At 44.8% G+C, this 12634-nt stretch carries 13 protein-coding genes; 4 read left to right on the top strand and 9 right to left on the bottom strand.

Features of this window, described 5'->3' with window-relative positions; translation table 11 throughout:
* Positions 1-363: 363 nt before the first annotated feature.
* Positions 364-753, top strand: coding sequence for a hypothetical protein (locus tag EO131_RS17295; protein WP_206512888.1), 390 nt, complete (start codon positions 364-366; stop codon positions 751-753).
* Positions 754-760: 7 nt separating this feature from the next.
* Here the strand turns inward: EO131_RS17295 and EO131_RS12520 are convergent, their stop codons facing one another.
* Positions 761-1702 carry an NAD-dependent epimerase/dehydratase family protein gene (locus tag EO131_RS12520; RefSeq protein ID WP_127022600.1) on the bottom strand — a complete coding sequence of 314 codons (942 nt, stop codon included), beginning with the start codon at positions 1700-1702 and terminating at the stop codon, positions 761-763.
* Positions 1703-1766: 64 nt separating this feature from the next.
* On the opposite strand from EO131_RS12520, the gene EO131_RS12515 reads away from it, so the two are divergent.
* Positions 1767-2267, top strand: a complete 501-nt coding sequence (locus EO131_RS12515) for a hypothetical protein (RefSeq protein WP_127022597.1) — start codon at positions 1767-1769, stop codon at positions 2265-2267.
* Positions 2257-2763 carry a nuclear transport factor 2 family protein gene (locus EO131_RS12510; protein ID WP_127022594.1) on the top strand — a complete coding sequence of 169 codons (507 nt, stop codon included), beginning with the start codon at positions 2257-2259 and terminating at the stop codon, positions 2761-2763. The genes EO131_RS12515 and EO131_RS12510 overlap by 11 nt, the downstream gene beginning before the upstream one ends.
* On the opposite strand, the gene EO131_RS12505 is transcribed toward EO131_RS12510, so the two are convergent.
* The 3 genes from EO131_RS12505 to EO131_RS12495 all read right to left on the bottom strand — a co-directional run bounded on the left by EO131_RS12505 (position 2760) and on the right by EO131_RS12495 (position 6613).
* Positions 2760-3458: a hypothetical protein gene (locus EO131_RS12505; protein WP_127022591.1), complete on the bottom strand. Its 699-nt coding sequence runs from the start codon at positions 3456-3458 to the stop codon at positions 2760-2762. The genes EO131_RS12510 and EO131_RS12505 overlap by 4 nt on opposite strands.
* A gap of 82 nt (positions 3459-3540) precedes the next feature.
* Positions 3541-4350, bottom strand: coding sequence for an SDR family oxidoreductase (locus EO131_RS12500; RefSeq protein WP_127022587.1), 810 nt, complete (start codon positions 4348-4350; stop codon positions 3541-3543).
* Entirely contained in the window at positions 4343-6613 is a 2271-nt protein-coding gene (locus EO131_RS12495) for a M28 family peptidase (RefSeq protein WP_127022584.1), read from the bottom strand. The genes EO131_RS12500 and EO131_RS12495 overlap by 8 nt, the downstream gene beginning before the upstream one ends.
* Before the next feature lie 121 nt (positions 6614-6734).
* Here EO131_RS12495 and EO131_RS12490 point away from each other — a divergent pair, with 121 nt between their 5' ends.
* Complete coding sequence (locus EO131_RS12490; RefSeq protein WP_127022581.1) at positions 6735-7205, top strand: CBS domain-containing protein; 471 nt, start codon at positions 6735-6737, stop codon at positions 7203-7205.
* Positions 7206-7210: 5 nt separating this feature from the next.
* On the opposite strand, the gene EO131_RS12485 is transcribed toward EO131_RS12490, so the two are convergent.
* The 5 genes from EO131_RS12485 to EO131_RS12465 form a co-directional block, all read right to left on the bottom strand.
* Entirely contained in the window at positions 7211-7564 is a 354-nt protein-coding gene (locus EO131_RS12485) for a hypothetical protein (protein ID WP_127022578.1), read from the bottom strand.
* 9 nt (positions 7565-7573) lie between these two features.
* Positions 7574-8146, bottom strand: a complete 573-nt coding sequence (locus tag EO131_RS12480) for a pentapeptide repeat-containing protein (protein ID WP_127022575.1) — start codon at positions 8144-8146, stop codon at positions 7574-7576.
* Positions 8146-11295, bottom strand: a complete 3150-nt coding sequence (locus EO131_RS12475) for a VPS10 domain-containing protein (RefSeq protein ID WP_127022572.1) — start codon at positions 11293-11295, stop codon at positions 8146-8148. Before EO131_RS12475 ends, EO131_RS12480 begins: the two co-directional genes overlap by 1 nt.
* A 67-nt stretch (positions 11296-11362) precedes the next feature.
* Entirely contained in the window at positions 11363-11854 is a 492-nt protein-coding gene (locus EO131_RS12470; protein WP_127022569.1) for a DUF6265 family protein, read from the bottom strand.
* A gap of 35 nt (positions 11855-11889) precedes the next feature.
* Positions 11890-12591 carry an SIMPL domain-containing protein gene (locus EO131_RS12465; RefSeq protein WP_127022566.1) on the bottom strand — a complete coding sequence of 234 codons (702 nt, stop codon included), beginning with the start codon at positions 12589-12591 and terminating at the stop codon, positions 11890-11892.
* Between the last annotated feature and the right edge of the window lie 43 nt (positions 12592-12634).

Below are 12634 nucleotides of genomic sequence, written 5' to 3'. Positions count from 1 at the left end.
AAATTGGGCTATATCCAAACGTCATTGCCCAAATTTAAAATTTTGTAACACTGTTTCAACATGGGCTACTTTGAAATATACATTATCCTGCTGCCATTAATGTACCTTTTTCACAAAACATAAGAATAGGCAGGTCTTTTCATCCGCTTACCTAAAGTTGGGCCATGGTATGATGTAAATATTTGGGATAATCTTTGAGCAAATAAAGTGCATTGGAAATGGGTCTAAAACTTTAAAAATGAACAAGATGGTTCCCGAAGGATTTCCCTTCACATTTGACAACTAATAATTTTTTTTATTATTTTTTTTGGTGGAAACACTTTTATTCTAATTTTAAATCCATCTGAAACAAATCTTAGCACCATGGACAACCTCAAACGTGTAATAGTGGATTACAAAAAGTTGACCCCCGAGGTACTTAAACTTTTGGTGGAGAAATACCCCGATGGTTACGGGGACAATGACGTAATCAATTTTAGGAACCTCAAAGGCGAATTGATAGAGGCTGTTGAGGTGTCTACCGACGATACCAAATATCTCGTAAAGATCAGCTCCAAATTGGAACATAGTATGGCCAATTTTGATGAAGACGAAGACGATGATGATAGCATCGATACCGAAGATATCGGCAAAATCCCCGGCAATGACGATGATGACTTTTCCGATTCAGATTCCGATGACGATGATGACGACGAAACGGGTGAAATCGAGGATGCGGAGGACATCGATGAGGATGATGATGATGATTACTAGTAGTCGGCTACTTCCCTAAATTTTTAAGCATATCTGCGGTGGTCTGGTCCAGGTCGAATTTGGGTTCCCAGCCCCATTGCTCCCTAGCCTCTCGATCATCGATGCTGCTGGGCCAAGAATCTGCGATTTCTTGTCTAAAATCCGGGGCATAGCTGATTTGGAATCCAGGAATATGCTTTTGAATACTTTCGGCAATTGCTTCTGGGGTAAAGCTCATGCTGCCCAAATTATAGGACGATCGCACTTTGATGTGCTCTGCCGGACTTTCCATTAAACCAATGGTAGCTCGAATGGCGTCATCCATATACATCATGGGCAGTTTGGTGTTTTCGGCCAAAAAACATTCATATGCCCCATTTTCAAGGGCTTTGTGGTAGATTTCCACGGCATAATCCGTGGTGCCGCCGCCAGGCATTGTTTTCCAACTGATCAATCCAGGGTACCGTACACTTCGCACATCAACCCCATATTTTTTAAAATAATACTCGCACCAACGCTCACCCGATTGTTTGCTGATCCCATATACCGTGCTGGGTTCCATGATGGTGTTCTGTGGGGTGTTCTCCTTTGGGGTGTTCGGACCAAAAACGGCGATACTGGATGGCCAAAATACTTTGGAGATCTTTCGATCTTTGGCCAAGTTGAGTACGTTGAACAAGGAGTTCATATTCAGGTTCCAAGCCCGCATCGGAAATTTTTCCGCCGTTGCGCTTAGCATGGCGGCCATGAGGTAGACCTCATCAATTTCATAGTGCATGACCACATCTTCAATAGCAGCATAATTGGTGGCATCCAATAGTTCAAAGGGACCGGACTTCATCAAAGCTTCGCTGCCCTCTCTAATGTCACTGGCGATAACTTTGTCCGAGCCATATTTGTTTCTAAGTTCTATGGTTAGTTCCGTGCCAATTTGGCCACAAGCGCCAATAATGAGAATAGGTTTGTGCATTAAAAATGAAGTTAATTCGGTTTGACGACAAAGATACCCTTTATTAAAATTTGTACATTCGCCTATGCGAAAATTGTTGGGAATACTTCTAGTAATTGTTGTTCTTTCGGGGTGCAAGAAATCACCGGAATCCACCACACAGGAGGTGGACATGACCGAATTGGAGTTTCAGTACCAGAAAATGCCGGATAAGGCACCCATTAACCCCGAGGCTACCACTATTGTGGACGGATGGGAAGAATTCAAGGCCTTCAATGCCAGCATGGATGTCCTGTACCGGGCCACCAACAATGAAGACCTTGCCCTGGCCATCGATGACCTGATCGAAAAAGAGAAAAATTTGAATGAAGGGAATTATCCTGAATTGTACGACAATTTTCAAATCAAGAGCCGACAACAGGTCATTCGAACCTACCTGTACAAGGTTAAGGCCGCAATATCGGAAAATCAGCCCACTACGGAACCCACCGTTCAAATGTTGGAAGCCTATAATGCCCTACGCAAACAATTCAATGTGATAGTCAACAGTCAATTGGACAAAAAACTGATACTGGATGAACAATAAACTATTTCTACCGCTACTGCTCTTCGTGATGGGCAATATGACCGCCCAAACCACCGAAAAACAAAAGATCAACGAAGTTTTGGACAGTTGGCACAAAGCTGCTGCCAATGCTGATTTCGACACCTATTTTGGCAAGATGACCAAAGACGCCGTTTTCATTGGAACCGATGCCATGGAAAATTGGCAGAACGAAGAATTCCGATCCTTTTCCAAACCTTATTTCGATAGGGGAAAAGCATGGAGCTTTACAGCGGTGCAGCGCAACATTTATATGAACGAGGCCAAGACTTTTGCCTGGTTCGATGAATTGCTCGATACCCAAATGAAAATCTGCAGGGGCTCTGGGGTATTGAAAAAAGAAAATGGGCAATGGAAAATTGCCCATTATGTACTTTCAATCGCGGTGCCCAACGAAAATGTGGACGAATTGGTCCAGATCAAGGAGAAAAAGGATGATGCTTTGCTCCTTGAACTAAAGGCCAAGCAACAAAATTAGTTACCGCCGGTATTCTCTTTTTTTCTGGATTCGAGGGCCTGTTTGCTCAAACTGGCCAGGTTGAAGTTGGGGGCTATCTTCAAAGCTTCATCAATGGAAGCAATGGCCCCATCAATATTCGATTTGTCCTTGTTGAAGTCCGCCAGGCCTTTTAAATGGTAAAAAGCGGCTTTTAAGGGAACTTCGTATGGCTGTTGTCTTTCATAAAAGGCATATTGCATGTCGTCGGTGGCATTGGCGATACCGTATTCGATGTTGGCCACGGCACCATCCACATCCCCGGTCTGTATTTTAAGGTCTGCCAATTCGTAGGCCACATAGGGTGAAGTTTCTCTTTTATACAATTCTTCGAATTGTTCCAGCGCTCTTTTGGGTTGGTTCAAGGCCTTTAGGGATACGGCCTTTATCTGTACGGCAAGGTCTGAATCGTTGGCATTTTTTTCGATTCCAATGGTGTTCAATGCCTGAATATGCTGCCCATTGTTCATGTATACAAAAGCAAGGGTGTCCCTACGCTCCGTAGAAGGGGCCAATACGTTCAAATGGGTCAAAGCACCAATAACGCCATTGATGTCGCCTTGCAAGCGCATTTCATTGTAATACGCCTCAAAATGCTTTAAAAGTTCACTCTTGGTTTGGGAAATTCCGCTTACTCCCATCATAACGAATAGCAGTAGCACAACTGTCTTTTTCATTGATCTTCAATTTAGTGGGCCAAAACTAACAAAATATTCGGTATCATCCTGTTAAGAATCCTATAAGTATAGATTAGGGATTTTAAGATGCGACTGGGGTGCGAAAGGTGTGCTTTTTTTCCATAAAATTTTTGCTGACCACAACTTTTCCCCGTCTTCCAGAACCTTCATCCACATATTCGGGCTGGGGCAGACCTCTTTTTTGTGCTTCCCTTGTGTAGTAATCCTTTTTTTGGGGATGATCGGGATACACCCCATTGAAGATTTCTCCCCAATAGCCTTCCGAGATAATGGTGGTGATGAGGTGGATGCAGTCCTCCAATTGGATCAGGTTTATGGCGTCATTACCACCTGAAAGGTTCTGTTTTTTCGAAAGTAGGGTAACTGGATGCCGATCGGGACCAATAAGTCCACCAAACCGAATGATGGTGGCCTCTAGATCGGTATCATTTTGGAACAGGGCTTCGCTTTCCAAAAGTTGTGTTCCGGATTCGGTCTTTGGTTCGGGAACCGTTTCTTCAGTGATCTCTCCTTCCAAATCACCATACACCGAGGTGCTGCTCACAAAAATGAGGTGTTTCAGGTCCGTCTTTTTAAGCGCAGTGTGCAAGTGTTGCATTTTACGCACATAATTTTCTGCATTTCCGCCCCTTAATTTTGGAGGCACATTGATCACCAAAATATCCAATTCGAAAAAAAAAACCTCCATATCACCATCAATCCCGTTTTCGGACAATGCCACTTGAAAGGGAATTATTCCTTTTTGCTTTAGCTCGGGTATTTTTTCCGAAGTAGTGGTGGTGCCGAATACCACAAACCCATCGGCAACCAATTGCGTAGCTAAGGGCAAACCCAGCCAACCACACCCGAGAACACCTATTTTTTTACTCAAATCGGATGGTTTTAATGGTCAAAATGGCGTCGTTGAGCACAAAGGGCATGGGTATGCTGGTATCGGGTCTTTTGGGTACGCTGAACTCTTGGTTGGTAAGCAGATCGTTGGATGCCTCGTAGAGCGAAAGTTCCAAAACCGAGTCTTTGGGAAAGGAAAGTTCCAGTTCGGTAAAATGGTTGTTGGAAATGTAATGGGTAATCAATCTGGCGCTCCTGTGTTCCAAGTAATAGGGCGATAAGGGAATTCGATTAACGGTGGCCGCATTTAACGGTATGGGGTTGGTATATACATCCAAGCGGTTTACATTTCTTTTGGGGGTGATGCACAGTTCGATCAAACGGTTTTCGCCTATGATCGTATCCTTTACCGTATCGATCCAAGGTAGGGCAATATCCTTTTTAGGGGCATCGGCAATAAAGTTCAGTTTCGTTCGGTATTTGCTGAACAATGATTGTCCATCCGGACTGCGTTTGTTGTCCTTTAAAAATTGATCGTTCCAACCTATTGTTTTTTTATCGTAGGTGGCCCACACGGTAGAGTCAGTATCTGCATTGTAGATATAGAGCAAGCTACTTGGTTTGGGTCGATTTTCATTAAAATCGGATTGGATATGGGATGAAATGCCAAAACCAAAAAACAAAAGGAGGAACAGGTAGGCCAAACGCCCCTTGCTTTTCAATTGGCCAAAAAAGGGCAATACCAAAAAGAAGAGCAATGTGGTCATCAAGGTGGCGCCCATCATCATTTTTAGGCCCAAGCCGACAGGAAACATTTTGATGAATGGAGCAAATACGAGCACAGCAGGCAATGCAAGGAAAACCATGAGAAATGGGTTCGGTTCGTCTTGATGAATGGTCACCAAAAACGCGGCAAGCATCCCAAATACAGGAATAATGAAAAATGCGGCCCCTTTCAAATACAGTCCTACCAATGCACAAATGACCAACCAAACAAACAAGGGGGCCACTAAAAGATTGGCCGTGCTTATTTTTTTGAATTTGTGGTATACGTAAAAACAAACGGCAAGGGCAAGCGAAACATACACGGCAATATAGGTATGGCCATTATAAGTGAAACCGTGGAGCATATCCTTAAAACCAGGATACCACCAAGTAATAATAGTCCAACAGAAATAACCCAGTGCGCCGTTGATGGCCAAGGTGATCAATGTTGGTAAAAATCCTTTTAGGATATCCTTGGCATGGAGTTGCTGTTTTTTAAATCCTACAACCAGCAATACAATAAATGCGATCACGGCCAAAAAGAACATGGGCCAGATCCATTCGAAAGGATAGAAGACCAGTTTAAAAAGCGGGAGGTTAAAGTACACCTCATCATTCAAGCTTTTGAGGTTGTTCAGGTCCGCATCACTGAAATAGGCCAAAAGTGGCACCAAATAACTGCCCTGATGGGCCAAAGTCTTCCGGTCCAATCGATCGTAGGTGTCCAAGGCGGTGTGGTAATCGAAATGATCGTCGATAAAGGCAAAATTGAAACCCTCTATATCCTCATCTTCTCGAAATACGGTAAGGTCTGTGTCGTTGGGCAACATTTTGTAGATGCTGTAAGCCAACGAATTGGCCACGGGATATTTCGGATTGGCCTTGGCAAACTCTTGGATCAATTTGCCATTACCCCGATTGGTCTCAATCAGCATATAGCTTGGTCCTCCCGAGCCGCGAGCCTCAAAATTGAGCGCTAGGCCCACATCTTTGGCCCAAGGATGCTGGTTCACAAAAAGATCGGCCCCGTTCAATCCTAGTTCCTCGGCATCGGAAATCAGGATGATGATATCGTTCTTGGGTTGTTTGTTCTGGGCCAAAAATGCCCTGACACTCTCCAGTATTGTTGCTACTCCGCTTCCAGCATCACTGGCGCCGTACGAAGAATGGGGACCGCTGTCATAATGGGACAGCAACAACAAGGCCTTACCATCGCCTGAACCTTCAATTCGTGCCAAAATATTGGACGCCTTGCTCAGGTTGCCCCAGTCACCGGCCGTATACCCTTCTTGAATCTGGGTCTTTAATCCCATTTTGTTCAGTTCGGCTAAAATGTAGCTTCGAACACGTTCATGCCCGGGAAAGCCTACGGCATGCGGTTCAATGGACATGTTTTTGACATGTTCCAATGCTCTATCAGTTGAAAATTCTTGGGCAGGATTCTGAAGGTCGGCATGGTAGGAGGGCATTAGGGATGTAAAGCTCCAATACACGGCGATAAAAAGAAGGATAAGGGCAAGGGTTCGGGAAAACTTCATGTTTAAGTCAGTTGCTTCATAAATGTATAAAATTCTGAAAGGTTCTCATATTTAGATCTAATATATTAGGTTATTCACTAAAAAAAGTTATATTTAGTTAACAACTTTAAAATCTAACCATATGGCAATCAAAAGTTTTCAAGGCGTTCGGTCCAAAGAGGAGTCGAAGAAGAAATACAATGCCCCCATTTTGGTGGAAGACTATATGACCAAAAAATTGATCACCTTTTCACCCGATCAGTCCATTTTGGAAGTTATGGAAACTTTTGCAAAGCACCATATTTCCGGTGGACCTGTTTTGGACAATAATGGTTTTTTGGTCGGTATTGTTTCGGAAGCGGACTGTATGAAGCAAATTTCCGAAAGTCGGTATTTTAACCAGCCCATTCTGGACAAGAGTGTGGAACGATTTATGACCAAAAATGTGGAGACCATACCACACGACATGTCTATTTTTGATGCGGCCGGTGTGTTTGACAGGCACAACCGTAGGCGATTACCCGTCATGAAAAACGACATCCTGGTCGGGCAAATCAGTAGAAAGGATATTGTGGTGGCTGCCCTGAAATTGAGTGGGCAGAATTATAAGTAAACCTATTATTCCCTTTTTACAATCATAAAGTAATCGTTGTCCAGCGGCAAATAACCCAAGTCGTAAACAAAATAGTACGTGGACCCCTTTTTGGTGGTGTACAGGTTGGTGATGTATTCAAAATCGAAGCCTTTGTCCAACAAACGCATTTTGGTGGTCTTCGTCTTGCCGTCTTTTAATGGGTAACTGTCCAAAATCCGGTAGTTTTTGCGGAGTTTGTTGTTAATGTTCCGCATTAGGTTTTTACTGTCGCGGTTTAAGCGGTTGTTATAGGCGTTTCGGCAATGGTCGGAGCAGAACTTTTGATCGATCCTGCCAACAAGTTTGGTGCCGCATTCCAAGCAGTTTCTTTCAGCCATGGCATAAGATTAGGTGACCGCAATATCATACTTTTTCAATAAACCGATCAAACCTTCCTTGCTGAACTTGGCTTTTCGAACCTTGTTTTTGGATGGGTCGATGTTAAAATTAAAAGCCGTAACAAAATCGACTTGCTCTAGATCTGTTTGGTCAAAAATGGCATTTTCTAGGTCTGTTTCCGGAAAAGACGACCCTCTCAAATGGGTTTCCGAAAAATCGACTTGGTGCATTTTGCAATTCGTAAAGACGGTCTGTGGCAATTCCATCCCATAAAAAGAAGCAAGGGAAAGGTTGCATCCTTCAAAATGGATGGACAGTAACAGGGGATCACATGTTTCGAACCGAAGCCCCACCATTTTACAGTTCACGAACGAAACCGTATTGAAAATGCTGTGGGAAATGTTGGCGTTGGTGAAATCGCACCCTTCAAAGGTGCACTCCACAAAGTTTTGATTGTCCAAATACCCCTCGGAGAACAGGCAGTCCACAAAACGGCAATTTTCATAATCGCCCTTGGGCAATTTTGCTTGCCGATAATCTTTTTTGATGAACTCCTGTTCTGTCCAAAAGGTCAATGCCATTAGTTTTCCGGTAAAATGATGGCCGGGATATCCAGCGATTTGTACAACTGATTATAAGCTTGCATGCCATCGTCTACAATGGCGTTCTTTTCATCCTCGTAGGTTTTCCATTGGGCTAAAAGGTCGCGCAAACGCTCCTTGGCACCTTCAGTAACCTTGGGTTCGGCCACATCCACAAAACCTTTAAGGTGCATGAACTCCGCATTGAGTTGGTTGCGGAAGTTGATCACATCCTGAAAGGTCTTCTGGTTGGGTTGGATCAACTTTTCTTCCCAAGCCGTAATGCGTTCCAAGAGTTTATCGCCATTTTCCAACAACGGCTTTGCAGTTTCATTGTCCTTCAATAGCTTTTTATAACCTGTCAATTGGGTTTTGGCGGTACGCATTTGGTTCACGGCATCGTGCATTTGGGTCAGGGTCTCATCAATTTTATTGAGTACCGATTGCTGTTCGGCATAATCCATAGGGGTGCCTTCCACCTTGGGATCGGGCAGTACAATGGCCTGGGTCTCCACCGTTTGTCCTTCTGTGCTCAAACGAAGGGTATATGTGCCTGGAGCAACCCGAGCCCCTTTATAATCCCCATAAACAAAAACCTTATCCACAGCGGGTACTTGGTCCTTGGTGAAATCCCAGGTAAAGCGGTTGTATCCTTTCAACGAGGGGAGTACATCGGGTTTTGGAGGTCCCCCGGGCCACGATTTGAAATCTTTTTTAGGTTGATTGGTGATGGTTCGAATCACTTTTCCGCCCGACAACACTTCCAATTTCAGTTCTGTAGTGTCCAGTTTTTTAGGAAGAAAATAATCAAAGGTCACGCCCGATTTCGGGTTTTGCCCCAATCCTTGAACCGGTTTATCGGTACTTCCGTTAAAAATTCGGTAGGATGGTTTCGGGGTCACAATGCTGAGTTGGGAAACTGGTGCAACACTGTTTTGGATGGCCCCCAAGTCGTCCAATATCCAGAACGAACGTCCAGCAGTGGCCGCAATCAAATCATTGTCTTGGATGGCCAGATCGTTGATGGGTACCACTGGTAGATTCAATTGTAAGGGTTGCCAGTGCATTCCATCGTCCAACGATACGAACAGACCGGTTTCCGTTCCGGCGTAAAGTAGCCCTTTTTGTTTTTTGTCTTCACGAACTACTCTAGCGAATGTATGTTCTCCGTTGATGCCATTGGTAATTTTGGTCCAGGTTTGTCCATAATCCGAGGTTTTAAAAATATAGGAATCCAAATCCATGAACTTGTACCGCATCACGGTGATGTAAGCCGTGGCAGCATCATGTGGGGAAACCTCGATGCTGTTGATGATACCTTCCTTTAAATCGGGAGGGGTAATGTTGACCCAACTTTCACCGCCATTTTTGGTGATGTGCACCAAGCCATCATCGGAACCGGCATACAACACTCCCTTTTCATGGGGCGATTCCACCAGGTACATGATGGTGTTATAGTTTTCACCGCCCGCAGCTTCGTTGGTGTACGGTCCACCGCCCGGCCCTTGTTGGTTGGGGTTGTTTCGTGTGAGGTCGGGACTTACCACTTCCCAACTGTTGCCGCCGTCCTGGGTTTTGAATACCACGTTGCCCGCATGGTAAATGGTATTTCGGTCATGGGGCGAACTGATGATCGGCGCATTCCAGTTGTACCGAAACTTGAAATCTTTGGGCACTTTGCTCAAGCCCAGTTCTGGATATTCCTTAATGGGTTTGGACTCTTGGGAAGCCCTGACCCATTTTTCGATGATGCCTTGGTAACAGCCACCATACACAACTTCGGGATTGTCGGGGTCAAAGGCCAAATAGGCACTTTCGCAGCCCGAAACAGCATACCAGTCTTTCCAATCGATACCTCCGTCATGTGTGCGGCTGGCAATGGCCACAGAAGAATTGTCCTGTTGGCCGCCATACACATTGTAGGGAACCAGGTTGTCCGTAATTACCCGATAGAATTGGGAGGTGGCTTGGTTTTGTTGTGAGCTCCAACTTTTACCGCCATTGTTGGATATGTTGGCGCCCCCATCGTTGGAATTGATCATGATCTGGTTGTTCTTTGGATGAATCCACAGATCATGGTTGTCCCCATGGGGCGTTGGCACAGGGGTAAAGGTTTTACCTCCATCAATGGATTTGGTAACCGGGGCGTTGAGTACGTACACAATGTTTTCATCCTGTGTATCTGCAAAGATCTCCATGTAATACCAAGACCGGGCAATATTGATTCGGTCTTTGCTGGTCTGCGACCACGTTTTTCCGGCATCCATACTTTTGTATACGCCTCCTTTTTCGCCTTCAGCCTCAATTACGGCATACACTATGTCCGAATTGGCACGGGACACCGAAATTCCGGATTTCCCGAACTCTTTGGGAAGCCCTTTTTCCATTTTGGTCCAAGAAGTACCACCATCCGTGGATTTGTACAAACCCGAGGATGCACCACCGGATTCCATGGTCCAGGGATATCTACGGTGTTGCCACATGGACGCATACAGGATCAACGGATTGTTCATATCCATGGAAAGGGAAGAGGCCCCTGTATTGTTATCTACGAACAATACATTGTCCCAGGTTTCGCCACCATCCAACGACCGATACACACCGCGTTCTGCCGAAGGGCCATATTGGGCACCTTGTGCGGCTACAAAAAGGATATCCGGATTGGTGGGGTTGATGATCACATCCGAAATATGTCGGGATTTGTCCAGTCCGATATGCTTCCAGGTCTTACCGGCATCGGTGGATTTGTAAACGCCATCACCCATCGAGGTCATAACGCCCCGGGCTGGGTGTTCGCCCATTCCTACCAGTACCAGATTGGGATTGCTTTCCGAAACGGCAATATCGCCAACAGTCCCGGTTTTGAGAAATCCGTCGGAAATGTTGGTCCAATTGATGCCATCATCGGTGGTTTTCCAAATACCACCGCCTGTGGTGCCCATGTAATAGGTATGGGGCTGGCCAACAACGCCGGTTGAGGCCACACTGCGGCCACCTCGGTAGGGGCCAATGCTCCGCCATTTTAAGCCTGGGAAGAGGGAATCGTTGACAATGACCGATGGTGCATCGGATTTTTTGTTTCGTCTTTGTGCATCTACAGGAGAAAAAGCCAGTATCAGTGCACACAGGAGGAGTAGTCTTGGTTTCACAGAATGGTTGAATTAGTTAGTCTGTTAAAGATACTAATTCAAACCAAAAATTGTATGGTAAACTTGATTACTGCGATCGCTTGTAGGCGAAGAGCACCTCTTCCGTTTCTCCATCCTGTTCTATGAGCACGGTGACATTCATCTGGTCTTGATTGATCAGCTCCATGGTCAATCCTTCAAAGTAGACTTTGTTCCGTTCCAGCTTTACCAATTTGAAATCGATGGTTTCATCTTTTTCCTCCCAGCCGCGAAGGTTCGCATCAAAATGTTTCAATTGGAGAATCAGGGAATCATCAATTTCTTGGATATGGCCGGCTTCATAAAAGGATACTTGCCCATCTGAGACCAAACGGAACACAAACATCATGGATCTACCAAGAGGTTCACTCCAAATTTCTTCGGCCGTGCCCCCAAATGCCTCACCGGTCCAATGTCCGGCAATCCAAGAAACTTGGCTCAAAGATGCCTTTGGTGAGCTTTGGCCTTCTTTTAATTGTAAAGTCTCCTGCGCGGAAACAAGCCCGACGGAACATAAAAAAAGGAACAACAAATTTTTCATGGTATTGTTTTTTTGATGGTGACTTAAAAATACGATTAATTGGAGAGCGCGAATTTTACGTTCACCATGGTTTCCACCTTTATTTTCTCAAAATCGATGTCCAAAGGTTGCGCCTGGCCCATATCTGCTGAAACAGCCTTAAGCTCCATGCGTGGCGCCTGATCGTATCTGGGATAATAGGGTTGGGAATTGTCCACAATGTGAAGGGCCATGCCCACTTTTTGGCCCAAGGGCTTGGTCAATGCTTCGGCTTTCAGTTTGGCTTTTTTGATGGCCCTAGATTTGAGCTCCAGCTCCAATGCATCCATTTTGGAGTATTCCGTTTTTTCCACAAAGGCATTGGCAATGTCCAGTTGCTCCAATGCGACCATAACGTCTCCCACTTGTTTGCCGGAATAGACCAAGAGGGAATATCGTTTGCTTTTCAATACTTCCTTGTCGCGTAAAAAGTATTTCTTGAAATTGCTGCTAAAATCTTTGATCACCAATTGTTTGTCCAAGTCGATGCCCAAAGCCTTTAAACGCAAGGCCATTTTATTTTCCTGTTCCTCCACCGAAACCCTTCCTTTGCTGTCTTTTTCTTGAATGGTGATGTTGAGATAGATCTTATCAGGGGTCACCAAGGTGTCCACTTGGGAGGAAGTTTCCAAATAAGGTGTATCTAGAAAACTTTTGGATTGGGCAAAAAAGGAAGTGGCACACAAAAGGGCCATTAAAGAAAGGATGCTATTTTTCATGGTTCAATTTTTATTAAAGGTAATTACTTCCCCTCAAGGTGCA

The sequence above is a fragment of the Flagellimonas beolgyonensis genome (assembly GCF_003992615.1).
Classification (GTDB): domain Bacteria; phylum Bacteroidota; class Bacteroidia; order Flavobacteriales; family Flavobacteriaceae; genus Flagellimonas; species Flagellimonas beolgyonensis.
Note: the sequence above shows the minus strand (reverse complement) of the source record. Positions and strands in the feature narration are given on the sequence as shown.